Below are 15,641 nucleotides of genomic sequence, written 5' to 3' on the forward strand. Positions count from 1 at the left end.
TTTCATCTAAAGAACCCGGAGCCACACATGTCGACCGTTGCAAGCGGCACGGCCGCGCTGAGCGATCACGCCGCCCGCCAACTAGCGAACGCTACCAAGACCGTCCCCCAGCTTTCCACGATCACGCCGCGCTGGCTGACCCACCTGCTGCAATGGGTGCCGGTCGAGGCCGGCATCTATCGGCTGAACCAGGTGAAGAACCCGGAAGCCGTGCGCGCCGCGTGCACGCAGCTCGAGGACGAAAGCGTGCTGCCGCAGACCTTCGTGCCGTACGAGGAACAGCCGCGCGAGTATTTCCTGAACGCGGTGAGCACGGTGCTCGACGTGCATACGCGGATCTCCGATCTTTACAGCAGTCCTCACGACCAGATCAAGGAACAGCTGCGCCTGACGATCGAGACGATCAAGGAACTGCAGGAAAGCCAGCTGATCAACAATCCCGACTACGGGCTGCTGGCCAACGTGACCGACGAGCAGCGGATCTTCCCGCTGACGGGCGCGCCGACGCCGGACGATCTCGACGAGCTGCTGACCAAGGTGTGGAAGGAACCCGCGTTCTTCCTCACGCACCCGCTCGCGATCGCCGCGTTCGGCCGCGAATGCACGCGGCGCGGCGTGCCGCCGCCGACGGTCAGCCTGTTCGGTTCGCAGTTCCTCACGTGGCGCGGCATTCCGCTGATTCCGTCGGACAAGGTGCCGGTCGCGGACGGCAAGACCAAGATCCTGCTGCTGCGCGTCGGCGACAAGCGCCAGGGTGTGGTCGGCCTGTATCAGCCGGGCGTCGCGGGCGAGCAGGGCCCGGGCCTGTCGGTGCGCTTCATGGGGATCAACAACCAGGCGATCGCGTCGTACCTGATCTCGCTGTATTGCTCGCTCGCGGTCCATTCGCCGGATGCGCTGGCTGTCCTCGATGACGTCGAAATCGCCAAGTTCCATGACTATCCCGACACCTACCGTTAATCCCGGCCTGGCCGGCGGCGACGCGCACGCGCTGCCGCACGCGCCGCTGCCGGCCGGCTTGCCCGATCCGGCGACGCTCGCGCGGCTCGCGTCCGAGTTCTTCGCGACGCCGCCCGGGCAGGTCACCGCGCCCGGGCTGTCGGCGGGCAGCGGTGCGGTGGGCGGCGTGCCGTCCGCCCTGCCGGCCGCCGCGCCGATCCTGGCATCGGTGAGCAACCCGGTACCGGGCGGCTCGCCGCTCGCGGGGCCGGGTGGCGCAGGCACCGGCGTGCCGGGTCTCGCGCTCCCGCAAGGGAAGGTGCCCGGTGCGAACCTCGCGCCGTCCGCGCCGACGCACGTGCTGTCGCTCGGCAACCGCGCACCCGCGCTCGCGCCGCATGCGGCCGCGCAGAACGGGTTGCCCGACAACGTCGTGTCGATCGCGCCCGCGCTCGAACCGCGCGTCGGCGGCGCGGCGCTCGGCGTGCCGCAAGTGAATGCGCCGGTATCGGAAGGCGCGGCGAAGGCCTCGCCGTACTACTTCACCGACGGTTCGCTGCAGGGCTGGCAGGCGACGCCGCAGGACATCGTCGTGCCGTCGAACGGTCTTGCTTCGCCGGAAGCGTTCGGGCTGCCGGGCGACGACGCGCTGCGCGCACTGCTCGCCGTGCATCGCGACGTGCCGGTGTCGCGTGCATCGGGCGCCGACGTGCCGCGTTACTTCATCGACGATGCGCACGCAGCCGAGCCGCAAGGCCAGCTGTATCGCGGCGCGCATCCGCCGTTCGACGTGAACGCGATCCGCCGCGATTTCCCGATCCTGCAGGAGCGCGTGAACGGCAAGCAGCTCGTGTGGTTCGACAACGCGGCGACGACGCACAAGCCGCAGGCCGTGATCGACCGCCTCGCGTATTTCTACGCGCACGAGAACTCGAACATCCACCGCGCGGCGCATGCGTTGGCCGGCCGTGCGACGGACGCGTACGAGCATGCGCGGGAAACGGTGCAGCGCTTCATCGGTGCCTCGTCGCCCGATGAAATCGTGTTCGTGCGCGGCACGACCGAGGCGATCAACCTGATCGCGAAGTCGTGGGGCGTGCAGAACGTCGGCGAAGGCGACGAGATCATCGTGTCGAATCTCGAGCACCACGCGAACATCGTGCCGTGGCAGCAGCTTGCCGCGCTCAAGGGCGCGAAGCTGCGCGTGATTCCGGTCGACGATTCGGGGCAGGTGCTGCTCGACGAATACCGGAAGCTGCTCAACGACCGCACGAAGATCGTGTCCGTCACGCAGGTGTCGAACGCGCTCGGCACGGTCGTGCCGGTGAAGGAGATCGTCGAGCTCGCGCATCGTGCGGGTGCGAAGGCGCTCGTCGACGGCGCGCAGTCGATCTCGCACATGCGCGTGGACGTGCAGGCGCTCGATGCGGATTTCTTCGTGTTCTCCGGGCACAAGATCTACGGGCCGACCGGGATCGGCGTCGTGTACGGCAAGCGCGCGATCCTCGACGACATGCCGCCGTGGCAGGGCGGCGGCAACATGATCGCGGACGTGACGTTCGAGCGCACGGTGTTCCAGCCGCCGCCGAACCGGTTCGAGGCCGGCACCGGCAACATCGCGGATGCGGTGGGGCTGGGCGCCGCGCTCGACTACGTGAACCGGGTCGGCATCGAGAACATCGCGCGCTACGAGCACGACCTGCTTGCGTATGCAACGAGCGTGCTCGCGCCGGTGCCGGGCGTGCGGCTCGTCGGCACGGCCCGCGACAAGGCGAGCGTGCTGTCGTTCGTGCTGAAGGGCTATGAGACCGAGGAAGTCGGGCAGGCGCTGAACGAAGAGGGCATCGCGGTGCGCTCGGGGCATCACTGCGCGCAGCCGATCCTGCGGCGGTTCGGGCTCGAGGCCACGGTGCGGCCGTCGCTCGCGTTCTACAACACGTGCGACGAAGTCGATACGCTGGTGAGCGTCGTGCGGCGGCTTGCGACGCGGCGCTGACGCCATTCGCTTGCGGCGGCCCGGGTGGGTCGCCGCAAGCGTTTTATCGCTACAAGAAAGTCAGAACCGCACGACCTGCTTCTGCTCGACGTTGAAGCCGTCGCGCAGCACGCTCGCCGAATCCGCGAAGTAGCGGCGGGTTTCCGACAGCAGGTCGGTGTTGCCGCGCCGGCAGAACACGACCCCCGACCCTTCTTCCGTCAACAGTTCGTCGATCAGCGATTCGGGTTGCCCGATATCGGCGAGATGGACGTTCTGCACGCCGTGCGCAAGCGCATCGAGCGCGTCTCGCACGCAGGGCGCCGCCGTGGCGGCCGGGTGCTCGGCCAGCCACTGTTCGAGTTCCGTGATGCCATAGAGCCCCGCGAGTTCGCCAAGTTCGCGCAGCAGCGCACCGTCGACCATCATCACCAGCGTGACGGCGCCCGTGCGCTGCGCGAAGAGGCTGCCGAGCCGTTCCGCGCGCAGCAGGTGATCGTGGCCAGCGCCGTCCGGGGCGACCGGCATCACGACGGGCACCAGCCCGTTCTCGAGAAACGCGTTCAGCGCGGTGCCGTCGAACCGTGCGACCGCGCTCGCGTCGGTGCGGTCGGCATCGGCGCTCGCCACCAGCAGGCCGCCGTCGTGACCGTCGATGCCGATTGCCTTGGCGCCGTGACTGCCGATCAGGCGCACCAGTTCATGATTGACGCCCGCCATCGCCGCGTGAACGGCGTGGATCGATTGCGTGCCGGCCGCGGCCGGCACGCCCTGGACGACGATCGGGCGAACGCCGGTGAGGGCGAGCAGCGCGACATCCTGCGCGAACGCCTGGCGGGCGCGTGCATCGCTCGCGGCGCCGCCATCGACGATGACGACGGTCTGCCCGTGCAGGGCCTGCATGAACGGCAGCGAGCGCGCCAGGCCGGCTACGCGGCGCGACGTCAGGGTGGGACTTTCAGGGTCTGGGAACATGAGAATTCGAATGGATGAAGGGAGTGCTTGTCGCCGCAGGGTGCGGCATCAATTCGGCATCAGTGCGTGCGTTGCATCAGCTGGTGAATCTCGTCGGGCGTCAGCGCGTCGCGCGATGCCTGCCGAAACGGGCGTTCGCTGAAACACCGCGCCGCGTCGGCGAGCAGTTCGAGGTGTGCGCGATTGTCTTCCTGCGGCAGGACCAGCACGATGAATTCGCGCACGGGTTTGCGGTCCGGTGCGTTGAAGCTGAACGGATACTGCGCGCGGACGAACAGCGCGATGGCCGAGCGGAGACCGGCGACGCGTGCATGCGGAATCGCGACGCCCTGGCCGAGGCCGGTCGAGCCGAGTTGCTCGCGCTTGGTCAGTTCGGTCCTGATCCGTTCCGCGGACACGCCGCTGCCGCGCTCGACATAGCGCGCGACGAGGTCGAACAACTGGATCGCGCTTTCGACCGGTACGTCGAGCAGGATATTGTCCGGCGGGCAGGCGTCGGCCAGCCGGGTCGCGAACGGTGTGCCGCCGCGTCGGTAGGGAAGGTCGGGTTGGCCGCCGGCGGCGGCCTGCTGCGTTTGCATGCGGATCTCTCCGTGTCGGGATGACAGGGAAATCCTAGACAAAACCGCGTAAAGACGGTGTTAGATACGAGCGGGCCCGACATTAAAATTGTGTATCGATTGCCGATGGAGCCAGGCCCGAAACGTAGCGCTTCAGGTGCCCGACAGCACGAACGGCAGCGTCGTCAGCAGAAACACCGAAATGCCGACCACCGGCGCGCCGAACGCGATCGCCCCGAACGCCACCGCGGCGCTGGTCAGCACGAGCGTTCTCGACACCCGTCGGTGCCGGTCGTGTGCAGCCGCCCTGTCATCGCGGATTGCACCGGTCCGCGCACCGATCACGTGTTTCCAGAACGTCAGGCCAAGCATGATGGCTCCTGTATGAAAGATGGCCGGAATGGGGTGCGCGAGGCGCCCCGCATGCGTATCAGCAACGCTTGAGCTTGAGCACGCGCGAGATCTGCCCGGGCGTGAAGCTGCTGTTGCGTACGTAAGGCGCGCAGTCGAGCGGTGCGGTGAGCGATTCGCTGACGACGTACTGGCCGACGAAGCGGTACGCGTCGGTGGCCATGCGGATGAACACCGGAATCGCATCGCGTTGCGCGGCGAGCGTCCTGCCGGCCGCCCGTGCGGACGCGCTGCCGTCGCAGAGGATCACGTCGGGTGCGTGCGGATTGAGGTCCGTGCGCAGGCAGGCGGCCACGACCTTGCCGTTCTTCGTCGGCAGGAACGCCTGCTTGCTGCCGCCGCACGCGGTGTGGATGAATTCGCGGGTGTACTGCTTGTCGATCTCGAACATGATCGTGCTCCGGTATCGGAAACTTCCGTTGGTTAAATCAGGTATGCAAAGTAATCAGGTTGGATCGACATGGGGGATGCGAGGCATGCCAGTCGATCGTTGCCGGGGCGGCGGATCGATGGCGCGTCGTGAGGCGGGAATTTCCGCGCGGACACGCTTGCAGCGCGCGATGCGCGGCTAACGCATCGACGTCGTGTTCAAGCGTGCACGGGAAGGACTACGGCGCGCACCGTCCGCCTGCGGGCAGGACGGTGGCTCGGGAACAGAGAGACGCAGGCGTCCTGCCGGTCAGGCAGAAAAGCAACTCGGAGGGCGAGGACTTCGGATGCGCATATGCGTACTCGTGGATGGATCGATTGCGAACACATTCTAGTGAACGCATGCGCGGGCGCAAGTAAAAAGGTCGTAAAGGTTGTGTGGCTCGTGCGGCGTGGCGCACCAAGCAAAAAACGCGTGACGACTTTCATCGCCACGCGCAATGGGAGTCTGCAAGGTCGCGCGCATGCCGGCGAACCGGCACACGGCACACGGCACACGCGCTACATCGTCAGAAATCGAACCCCGGCCCACCCGCACCCGGGCCGCCCGGGGCTGCCGCCGGTGCCGCATCCTTCGGCGCCTCGAACACGGTCGCATCGGTCGTCAGCAACAGCCCCGCAACCGACGCTGCGTTCTGCAGCGCCGTGCGCGTGACCTTGGTCGGATCGAGCACGCCCGACTCGACGAGGTCGCCGTATTCACCGGTCTGTGCGTTGTACCCGAAGTTGCCCGAGCCTTCGGCCACTTTCGCGACGACCACGCTCGCTTCCTCGCCGGCATTCGTGACGATCTGGCGCAGCGGTTCCTCGAGCGCGCGCAGCACGATCTTGATTCCTGCGTTCTGGTCGGCGTTCACGCCCTGCAGCTCGCGGATCGCCTGCCGCACGCGGATCAGCGCGACGCCGCCGCCCGGCACGATGCCTTCCTCGACGGCCGCGCGCGTCGCGTGCAGCGCGTCGTCGACGCGGTCCTTCTTCTCCTTCACTTCGATTTCGGTGGCCCCGCCGACCTTGATCACCGCGACACCGCCCGCGAGCTTCGCGACGCGTTCCTGCAGCTTTTCACGGTCGTAGTCGGACGTCGCTTCGTCGATCTGCACGCGGATCTGCTTCACGCGGGCCTCGATGTTCTTCGCATCGCCCGCGCCGTCGATCACGGTCGTGTTTTCCTTGCCGACCTCGATGCGCTTCGCCTGGCCGAGTTCGGCGAGCGTCGCCTTCTCGAGCGTGAGGCCCGTCTCCTCGGCGATCACCTGCCCGCCGGTGAGGATCGCGATATCCTCGAGCAGCGCCTTGCGGCGGTCGCCGAAGCCCGGCGCCTTCACGGCGACCGTCTTCAGGATCCCGCGGATGTTGTTCACGACCAGCGTCGCGAGCGCTTCGCCTTCGACATCTTCCGCGATGATCAGCAGCGGCCGGCCCGATTTCGCGACCTGTTCGAGCACCGGCAGCAGGTCGCGGATGTTCGAGATCTTCTTGTCGTGCAGCAGGATGTACGGGCTTTCGATCTCGGCGATCTGCTTGTCCGGGTTGTTGATGAAGTACGGCGACAGGTAGCCGCGATCGAACTGCAGCCCTTCGACCACGTCGAGCTCGTCCGCGAGCGACTTGCCGTCCTCGACGGTGATCACGCCTTCCTTGCCGACACGGTCGATCGCTTCCGCGATGCGCTGGCCGATCGATTCCTCGCCGTTCGCGGAGATCGTCGCGACCTGCGCGATTTCCTTGCTCGTGGTGGTCGGCCGGCTGATCTTCTTCAGCTCGTCGACGGCCGCCGCGACGGCCTTGTCGATGCCGCGCTTCAGGTCGAGCGGGTTGAGCCCGGCCGCGACGTATTTCTGGCCTTCACGCACGATCGCCTGCGCGAGCACGGTGGCCGTCGTGGTGCCGTCGCCGGCGGCGTCGCTCGTGCGCGACGCGACTTCCTTCACGAGCTGCGCGCCGATGTTCTGCAGCTTGTCCGCGAGTTCGATTTCCTTCGCGACCGACACGCCGTCCTTCGTGACGACGGGTGCGCCGAAGCTGCGTTCGAGCACGACGTTGCGGCCCTTCGGCCCGAGCGTGACCTTCACCGCGTTCGCGAGAATGTTCACGCCTTCCGTCAGTTTCGCCCGTGCGACGTCGCTGAAAATGATTTCCTTCGCTGCCATGATTGCGCTCCGTTATTGATTGACGACCGCGACGATGTCTTCTTCGCGCAGCACGAGAAACTCGTTGCCGTCCACCTTGACGGCTTGCCCCGCGTACTTGCCGAACAGCACGCGTTCACCGACCTGCAGGTCGGGCACGATGCGCTGGCCGTCCGTATCCTTGCGGCCGGGGCCGACGGCGATCACTTCACCCTGGTCGGGCTTTTCCGCCGCGCTATCGGGGATCACGATGCCCGATGCGGTGGTGGTTTCCTGGTCGAGTCGTTTCACGATCACGCGGTCGTGCAAGGGGCGTAGGCTCATTGGTTCGTCCTGTGCTGATCTGTTGAATTGGGCTGGCACTCTTTAACAGAGAGTGCTGACGAGTATAAAAATGCGCGGCGGCACGATCCAATAACGGATTCCGAAATGCATTCGCGCCGACGTGCAAAAGCGCGTCATCTCAGCTATTGCGACACGGCCTGCTGGGCGGCGGGCGTGCAGACCGGGCGGATCGTCTCGCCGGCGAGCACGCGCTTCACGAACGGGATCGAATCCGCCAGCGACGCGTTCACGGTGCCGTTGTGTTCGCGGCCCGCATACAGGTGCGCCTCGACGGTCGTGCCCGCCGCACACGCATCCTTTGCGAGCGCGAGTTCGAGCGGCGCGAGCCCGTCGTCCGCGCCCGCGCCGATGAATACCGGCGTGGCGATCTTCAGCGTCGGGTATTTCAGGTATTCGTCCCACCAGGCCTTCAGCCGTGCATCGCCGCCGGGCTTCACGGTGTTCGCGTGCGTGAGGTGCGCGAGCGCCGCGTCGTCCTCGAGCGATGCAAGGCAACTGATGCGCGACTGTTCGAGGATCGGCAATGCCTGGTCGGTCAGCACCTCGTCCGCGCGCAGCGACGGGTCGATCTGCTGCGCGGAGAGCACCGAGTAGAACTGGTACGCGAGCGTCGGATCGACGCGCTCGGGATCGCGCCGGTACGCGCTCTCGAACTTCGGCAGCGACGCGAGCGTGGCGGGTGATGCGTTGTAGATCGTGCCGGTGGCCACGGTCGCGCGGATCGCGAGTTCGGGCGCATAGGTGGGTGCGTAGCCGGCCGCCGCGAACACGGCCGAGCCGCCCTGCGACTGGCCGACGAGCACGACCTCGTTCGCGAGGCCCGGTACGCCGCCGAGCACCGCGCGCACGCTGTCGAGCAGCGTGTAGCTGTTCGAGCGGTTGTTGAGCTGCGGATTCGGGCCGGGCGTGCCGAGCCCCTGGTAGTCGGTCGCGACGACCGCGAACCCTTGCTGAAGCCACGCGTTCAGGTAGCGCACGTCGCGGTACGAGCGGCCGAACCACGACGGTGCGCAGATGTCGGCCATCCCGAACGTGCCGTGCGCCCACGCAACGATCGGCCAGCCGCCGGCCGGCGGCGTGCCGCGCGGCACGAACAGCGCACCGGACACGGCGATCGGCGTGCGGCCGCCGACGCCGTCGGTCGATGCATAGAGGATGCGCAGTTGGTGGCCGGCGCTCGCGAGCCCGAGCGTCGCCGGCAGCGGCTCGGTGCGCAGCAGCACGCCGGGCGTCGCCGGAATGTCGCGGTCCCACGTGTAGAACGCGGACACGCGGCCGTCGCCTTGCAACGGATCGGGCGCAGGCACGCGGCCGGGGGACGCCGCATGCGACAGGAGAGACGAGACGGCGAGCGCCGAAGCCAGCAGCGTGCGCGCGGCGTAGCCGCGCAGGGGGAGGAGCATCATGGTCGGATGGGTGTCGGTGAAATCGGATCGGGCGCGCCGGACAGTGCGCGGCGCGGGCCGACCACGACGCAAGTTTCGAACCAGCGCAGCCGTTGGGCGCCAGGCGCGAGACACGACGGGCCGCCGCGCCGTACGGCGAGCCGCGCACGCTTTCGGCGGCTGCGCGTCGCGCAACAATCCGGGCCGGCAGGCTGTTGCTCCCGCAACAGAGGTGCACGCGGGGATCGCATGACGCGCGTCGTGCAACAGGCGCACACGCACCGTGGCACGGGCCTGCGCCGCATGCATGCCCGGCTGGCACGATTGCTGCTGATCCGGTGGCCGTGCGTCGCGGTGTCACGACATCGCGATGCGAGCCCATCCGTCCAACCGATCAAGGAAACCGTCCTTATGCCAGTCACCTCAACCATCGACAGCGGCGAACTCGTGGCATTCGTCGAGCGCGCCACGCGCGAATTCACGCAGGCCGAACGCGTGCTGAAGGACACGCGCACGCTGTCCGCGACCAACACGTTCCAGGCGTTCCAGCGCGTGCCGGGCACGGAACTCATCGTCGCGCTGTCGGCGCCGAGCCCGTGGGCCGCGTCGCAGGAGATCCAGCCCGTCGTCGTGACGTTCGACGGCGACGTGCTGCACGGCGACGCGCGCGCGGGCGGCAGCGGGCCGCGCTATGCGGACGTGTTCCGCGAGGTGCCGGAAGTCGGCGTCGTGATCCACGTGCACGGCCCGTACCTCGGTGCGTGGGCGAGCGCGCATCGCCCGCTGCCGATCCGCTATGCGCCGGCCGCGCGCTACACGCGCGCCCGCGAGATTCCGGTGTATGTCGATCGTCGCCCCGGCGAGCCGCGCTTCATCGTGGACACGATCCGCCGCGACCCCGAGGTGCCGGCGATCATCGAGGCGAACGGCGGCGCGACGTTCTGGGGCACATCGATCCTCGATGTTTCGAAGTACATCCTGATCCTCGAGGAGGCCGCGTATTTCCAGGCGCTCGCGGAACCGCTCGGCGGCTCGCTCGAATTCGGGCCGGGCGCGCTCGAGCAGCAATGGAAGATGACCGGCCTCGCGTGACGCCGCGCGGCGGCGGGCGCAATCCGGCCGCCGTCATACCGATAGCTCGATGAATTGGTTCGTGGCCGGCGCGCGCCTTGCTATCGTCGAACCTTCCCCGTTCAACACGCCGGTCGTGCCATGGCCATCTTCAGCTTGCCGGACCCGACTTCGCATGCGATCACGATTCGTGCGAAGGCGCTGACGTTCGACGATCCCAAATCGCGGGTGCTGCTCGAGCGCATCCAGCTCGTCGCGCCCAGCGACGCGACCGTGCTCGTCACCGGCGAGAGCGGCACCGGCAAGGAGCTGATCGCGCGCCTCGTGCATTCGCTGAGCGAGCGCCACGACGGCCCGTTCGTCGCGGTCAACTGCGGCGCATTCTCCGAGACGCTGATCGAGAGCGAGCTGTTCGGCCACGAGCGCGGCGCGTTCACCGGCGCGATCAACAGCCAGCCCGGCTGGTTCGAATCCGCGAATCGCGGCACGCTGTTTCTCGACGAGGTGGGCGACCTGCCGCTGTCCGCGCAGGTGAAGCTGCTGCGCGTGCTGCAGGAGCGCGAAGTGACGCCGGTCGGCTCGCGCAAGACCGTGAAGATCGACGTGCGGCTCGTCGCGGCCACCAACGTGAATCTCGAAGCCGCGGTGCGCGCGGGCAATTTCCGCGAGGATCTGTACTACCGGCTCAACGTCGTGAAGCTGAGCCTGCTGCCGCTGCGCGAGCGGCCCGGCGATATCGCGCCGCTGATCGAGCACTTCATCGACACCTACGCGAAGCGGCTGCGCGTGGCCGCGCCGACGCTGACGGACGCCGCGCGCGCCCGGCTGCATGCGCATGCGTGGCCCGGCAACATCCGCGAACTCGAGAACGTGATCCACCACGCGGTGCTGATCTGCGCGGGTGGCGCGATCGACGTGGGCGACCTGCAGTTTTCCGCGCTGTCGCTGGCGCCCGATGCCGGTGATCCGCGCAGCACGGCGGCGGCGCCGCCGCGCCGGGCGCGCGACGTGGCCGAGGCCACCGATGCGCTGCGCCACGCGGTGATCGAGCTGCTGGATCTCGGCACGCCGGCGCTGTGGCAGCACATCGAGGACACCGTCTACCGCAGCGTGTTCGACTACAGCGACCACAACCAGCTTCGCATGTCGCGTCTGCTCGACCAGTCGCGCAACATCGTGCGCGCGCGGCTCGCGCAGCTCGGCATCCTGAAGCCGCGCGACGCGGGCGACGCGAGCGACGCCGACGCGCGGCTGCGCCGTCAGGCGTGATCGCGCCAGCGCAGCGCACGCTGCGCGATTCGCTCGCATAGCGCACTCATGCCGACGGCAAGCGCCGTCACCCCCAGCACGCAGACCAGCAACACGTCGGCACGTGCGCCGGCCTGCGCGTTCTGCATCAGGCTGCCGACACCCGCACCCGCGTTGAACAGCAGCTCGCTGCTGGTCGCGGTGATCCATGCGAACGGCACGGCCTGCAGCACGCCCGCGAACAGGTCGGGCAGCGCGTCCGGGATCAGCACGTCGCGCCAAAGGCCGATGCGCGTCAGGCGATACGACCGCGCGAGTTCGACGTAGCGCGGATCGACGCGGCGCAGCCCGTCGAAGCTGGCGGTGGTCATCGGGTAGAACGCGGCGAGCGCGATGATGAACACCTTCGCGAATTCACCGGTGCCGGCCCATAAACTCAGCAGCGGAATCAGCCCGAGCAGCGGCACGTAGCGCAGCGCCTGGAACGTCGGCTCGCCGAGCTTGCGTGCGAGCGTCGAGCGCGCCATCGCCGCGCCGAACACGAGCCCGAACGCGACACCCGTCAGGAGGCCGACTGTCGTGCGGCGCAGGCTCGCACCGAGATCGGTCGCGAGTTCGCCGCTGCGTGCGAGCTCGACGAGCGCGGCGCCGACCTGCTGCAACGGCACGAACGCGTATTGATGGGCCGCGTCGCCGGACGACGCGTATTGCCAGGCGGCGACCAGCAGGGCCGGCACGACGAGGCCGCGTGCACGACGGCGCAGCGCGGCGAACGAGAATGCGGGGATGGCGAGGGTCATTCGGATACCTGTTCGTTCAGCGCGCGGGCGTCTGCCAGCGCAATGCGTAGCGTTGCACGAGCGCGATCGACCGGTCGATCGCGAAGCCGATCAGCCCGATCACCGCGACGTCGATGAGTACGACGTCGAGGCGCAGCATCTGCCGCGCCAGTTCCATCATCTGGCCGATCCCGCTGTCGGCGCTGAGCAGCTCGACCGCGACGAGCGCGAGCCACGCGCGCGCGAGCGCGATCCGCACGCCGGTCAGCAGCGGCGGCAACGCGGCCGGCAGCAGCACGTCGCGCAGCAGCGCGAAGCGGCCGAGCCCGTAGTGCCGCGCCATCTCGACGAGGTCGCGCGGCGCGTCGTGCACGCCCGTGTACGCGGCCAGCGCGACGGGAAAGAACACGGCCTTGCCGACGACGACGAGCTTCAGCGGCTCATCGACGCCGATCAGCAGGATCAGTAGCGGAATCAGCGTGAGCGTCGGCACCTGCCGCAGCAGGTCGAACGTTGGCCGCAGGTAGTCGGCGAACAGCCGGCTGCGCGCAAGCAGGATGCCGAACGCGGCACCGCCGGTCGCGCCGATCGCGAAGCCGAGCGCGAGGCGATGCAGCGTGATCAGCAGGTTGTCGCGCAGTTCGCCGGTGTCGAGCAGCGTGCGCAGCGTTGCCGCCAGCCGATCCGGCGGCACGACGAGCTGCGGCGGAAACCAGCGCTGCGCGCTCGCGAGCCACCACAGTGTGACGAACGCGACGGGCGTGGCCCACCACAGCGCGAGCCCGCCAAGCCGGGCAATCCCGGGCAGGCGCAGCGCGCGTGCACCGTTCGACGCGAAGGCATGCATCGGCATCAGCGGCTCGCGACGCGTGCCGCGTCGGCGCGCCAGTAGCCGTCGAGCCCGAGCTGCTTGAGCGCGGTCGCGACGAACGTCGGCGCGAGCAGCGCGTTCACGTCGACCGGCGTGGACGTCAGGCCGGCCTGGCGACTGTACGCGATGACGTCGCGGTAGTGGCCGGTCAGCGCGGGCGTGAAGAGCGGCGTCCATTGATCCTTCCACGGCGTCGCCTCATCCGCGTATTCGCGGCGCACGACGCTTTCCGGCTGGCCGGATGCGCTCAGGATCTTCACGTACGCGTCGCGGTTCTGCGGCTGCGAGATCCAGTGCGCGGCACGCACGTAGGCCGTCGCGACGAGCTGCGTGAGGTCGGGATAGCGCCGCACGAAATCGTCGGACGCCCACAGTTCCGCGCGCATCTTCCAGTCGTCGGGCGCGGTCTTGGTCGACCAGATGATCTTGCCGACGTGCTTGTCGACGAGCGAATACGCGTCGGACAGCGTGAAGAAGCCGTCGACGCGTCCGGCCGCGACGGCGGCCGCACCGGCCTGCGGGTCGAGGTTGTAGATCTTGAAGTCGGACAGCTTCAGCCCGTTTTCGGCGAGCAGCTTGCTGAACGTGACTTCCCACGGGCGGCCGCGATTGAGCGCGATGCGCTTGCCTTTCAGGTCGACGATCGATTTCGCGGTCGAGCCGGCCGGCACGACGAGATACGTGTTGCTGCCGACACCGCCCGGCACGATCAGGCGCGTATGGGTGCCCGACGCGTTGACGACGACCGACGGCAGGTCGCCGTAGCCGGCGAAATCGATGCTGCCGTTCGTGAACGCTTCGTTCACGAGCGTGCCGACCGCCGCGGTCGACACCGGCACCCATTGCAGCTTCACGTGCCGCGCGGCAAGCGCCTTCTCGAGCGACTTGTCGGCGTCGATCAGTGCCGACGCGCCCGCGTACTGCGTCTTGCCGCCGCTCGAATAGGCGACGACGGCGATCCGCACGACCTTGGGCGCGTCGTCCGCATGCGCGGCCGGTGCGGCGAGCGAGGCCGCGGCGAACGGCAGCGCGGCGAACAGCGCGCGCAGCGGGCGGCGCAGCGCGGCGAGGGAGAGCGTGTGTTTCATGATGGTCAGGAACGGTAGGCGGAAATGGGGCTCACGCGCGCTTCTGCAGCGACGGCCGCAGGACGTCGGCGAGCGGGCGCGGGTCGATCCAGTCGGCGACGTCGAAGTCGGCCTCCAGAAAGCCGTGGTCGTGCAGGAACGTCTTGAAGTCGTCGAGCGCGGCGACCGATTCGTCGTCGAGGTTGACGCCGAGATGTCGGTGCAGCTGGTTGCCGTACGCGGCGCGGACCCAGTCGATCGACGACGCGGTTTCGCCGGCCACGTAGAGCGCGGTTTCGTCGGGATGCGTGCCGGCCCAGTCACCGGCCGCGACCACGAGCTTCAGGAAGCCGGCGACGATGTCCGGATGATTCGCGAGCACGTCCGCGTTGACGGTCAGCGGGCGCGGCGTGCCGTTGTTGTTGCGGATCGCGCGCTCGGGATGAAAGCCGATGTCGATCACGACGTGCGCGCCGATCAGCTGCGCGATCTCGAGGCCGGTCGAGCCCTTGACGTAGATCGCGTCGACCTCGCCGCGCAATAGCGCGCCGGCTTCGGCCGCGTACAGCGCGCGGCTCGAGAAGCCGTGCGGCGACGCGAACAGGTCCGCCGCGCGCGCCGGCCCGACGGCCTGCAGCGTGCGGGCGCGCACATCGACGCATTCGACGTCGCGCGTGGTCAGCCCGTCGAGGCTCAACGCGTTGACGAAGCCGCGCAGCGCCGACGCGCGGAAGATGTCGATGCGGTCGTCGGGGCGGCTCGGGATCGCGATGCGGCGCCCGCGCAAGGCCTTCACCGAGCGGATGCCCGACTCGGGCCGCGCGAGGATCAACTGCGATTCGTCGACCCACGACAGCCCGATCACGCGCGTGTTCGCGCCGTTCGAGCGCGCCCACATCGCGGGGATGCTGCCGCCCTGGCGGAACGACTGCGCGAGCGTGTGATCGCTGATCGACGACACGTCGTGCCGCGTGGCGCCGCGCGGCGAGCGGATCGCGACACCGTCGGCCGACGTCTCGCCGTTGAGCCAGCCGAGATGCACGGCGATGCCGAGCGGGGTCGGCACGGGCGACCGGGCGTACCAGAACGTCTGTTGCTTGTCCGATGACGAATCGGGCCTGTCTGTCATGGGTGAGATTCCCTCTCTGCGTAAGCATGGTTGAAGCCCGGTCGTGCGCGGTGTCGGTGTCGCACGCGCGGGCCGGTCAACGTTGCAAGTTCCGGGCCAGTGAGCGGAAACGGCGCGGCCGCACGCGGCGCGGGCATCGCGCGGGAGGGGTGGTGCGCGTACCGATGCAGCGCCTGTTGCGCCAGCAACAGTCGCGTCGGCCGCTGTTGCGCGCGCAGCAGCAGTGGGGGCGGTGCAGCAGCGCGATAGGTGCGTGTCGGGACGGCATGGGTAACCGCGAGCGGGGGCGATTCGATTGCCGCTGACGCCCGGTATGCAAGGCACTGCG

General features: G+C 68.5%; 14 protein-coding genes. 4 read left to right on the top strand and 10 right to left on the bottom strand.

Features of this window, described 5'->3' with window-relative positions; all coding sequences use genetic code 11:
* Positions 1-27: 27 nt before the first annotated feature.
* Together LGM56_RS15340 and LGM56_RS15345 are read left to right on the top strand one after the other, a co-directional pair.
* Positions 28-960, top strand: a complete 933-nt coding sequence (locus LGM56_RS15340; protein ID WP_006479760.1) for a family 2A encapsulin nanocompartment shell protein — start codon at positions 28-30, stop codon at positions 958-960.
* Positions 935-2,935 (top strand): family 2A encapsulin nanocompartment cargo protein cysteine desulfurase, encoded by a 2,001-nt coding sequence (locus LGM56_RS15345; RefSeq protein WP_226205469.1) that lies wholly within the window; start codon positions 935-937, stop codon positions 2,933-2,935. Before LGM56_RS15340 ends, LGM56_RS15345 begins: the two co-directional genes overlap by 26 nt.
* 60 nt (positions 2,936-2,995) lie before the next feature.
* Here LGM56_RS15345 and LGM56_RS15350 read toward each other — a convergent pair whose 3' ends face one another.
* The 6 genes from LGM56_RS15350 to LGM56_RS15375 form a co-directional block, all read right to left on the bottom strand.
* A complete protein-coding gene (locus LGM56_RS15350) occupies positions 2,996-3,889 on the bottom strand; it encodes an acetylglutamate kinase (RefSeq protein ID WP_226205471.1) in 894 nt (297 codons plus the stop codon).
* A 59-nt stretch (positions 3,890-3,948) separates the two neighbouring features.
* A complete protein-coding gene (locus tag LGM56_RS15355; RefSeq protein WP_089497712.1) occupies positions 3,949-4,470 on the bottom strand; it encodes a PTS sugar transporter subunit IIA in 522 nt (173 codons plus the stop codon).
* Between the two features lie 409 nt (positions 4,471-4,879).
* Positions 4,880-5,251 carry a DUF6697 family protein gene (locus LGM56_RS15360; protein ID WP_039354345.1) on the bottom strand — a complete coding sequence of 124 codons (372 nt, stop codon included), beginning with the start codon at positions 5,249-5,251 and terminating at the stop codon, positions 4,880-4,882.
* Between the two features lie 547 nt (positions 5,252-5,798).
* The gene (gene groL, locus LGM56_RS15365; RefSeq protein ID WP_039354347.1) at positions 5,799-7,439 is read right to left on the bottom strand and encodes a chaperonin GroEL; all 1,641 of its coding nucleotides are present in this window, start codon (positions 7,437-7,439) and stop codon (positions 5,799-5,801) included.
* 12 nt (positions 7,440-7,451) lie between these two features.
* The gene (locus LGM56_RS15370) at positions 7,452-7,742 is read right to left on the bottom strand and encodes a co-chaperone GroES (protein WP_011694564.1); all 291 of its coding nucleotides are present in this window, start codon (positions 7,740-7,742) and stop codon (positions 7,452-7,454) included.
* A 143-nt stretch (positions 7,743-7,885) separates the two neighbouring features.
* Positions 7,886-9,169 carry an alpha/beta fold hydrolase gene (locus LGM56_RS15375; protein WP_226205473.1) on the bottom strand — a complete coding sequence of 428 codons (1,284 nt, stop codon included), beginning with the start codon at positions 9,167-9,169 and terminating at the stop codon, positions 7,886-7,888.
* 390 nt (positions 9,170-9,559) lie between these two features.
* Here LGM56_RS15375 and LGM56_RS15380 point away from each other — a divergent pair, with 390 nt between their 5' ends.
* Complete coding sequence (locus tag LGM56_RS15380) at positions 9,560-10,240, top strand: class II aldolase/adducin family protein (RefSeq protein WP_089498186.1); 681 nt, start codon at positions 9,560-9,562, stop codon at positions 10,238-10,240.
* A 120-nt stretch (positions 10,241-10,360) separates the two neighbouring features.
* Positions 10,361-11,488, top strand: coding sequence for a sigma-54 interaction domain-containing protein (locus tag LGM56_RS15385; RefSeq protein WP_089497706.1), 1,128 nt, complete (start codon positions 10,361-10,363; stop codon positions 11,486-11,488).
* Here LGM56_RS15385 and LGM56_RS15390 read toward each other — a convergent pair.
* Genes LGM56_RS15390 through LGM56_RS15405 form a run of 4 tightly spaced genes read right to left on the bottom strand, consistent with a single transcriptional unit; the run spans position 11,479 to position 15,313 of the window.
* Positions 11,479-12,267, bottom strand: a complete 789-nt coding sequence (locus LGM56_RS15390; RefSeq protein ID WP_226205475.1) for an ABC transporter permease — start codon at positions 12,265-12,267, stop codon at positions 11,479-11,481. The two genes, LGM56_RS15385 and LGM56_RS15390, sit on opposite strands and share 10 nt — an antisense overlap.
* A 16-nt stretch (positions 12,268-12,283) precedes the next feature.
* A complete protein-coding gene (locus tag LGM56_RS15395; RefSeq protein ID WP_226205477.1) occupies positions 12,284-13,099 on the bottom strand; it encodes an ABC transporter permease in 816 nt (271 codons plus the stop codon).
* The gene (locus LGM56_RS15400) at positions 13,099-14,205 is read right to left on the bottom strand and encodes a PhnD/SsuA/transferrin family substrate-binding protein (RefSeq protein WP_226205479.1); all 1,107 of its coding nucleotides are present in this window, start codon (positions 14,203-14,205) and stop codon (positions 13,099-13,101) included. Before LGM56_RS15400 ends, LGM56_RS15395 begins: the two co-directional genes overlap by 1 nt.
* 31 nt (positions 14,206-14,236) lie before the next feature.
* Positions 14,237-15,313: an ABC transporter substrate-binding protein gene (locus tag LGM56_RS15405; protein ID WP_226205481.1), complete on the bottom strand. Its 1,077-nt coding sequence runs from the start codon at positions 15,311-15,313 to the stop codon at positions 14,237-14,239.
* Positions 15,314-15,641 lie beyond the last annotated feature (328 nt).

The organism is Burkholderia sp. AU38729 (genome assembly GCF_020419725.1).
Taxonomy (GTDB): domain Bacteria; phylum Pseudomonadota; class Gammaproteobacteria; order Burkholderiales; family Burkholderiaceae; genus Burkholderia.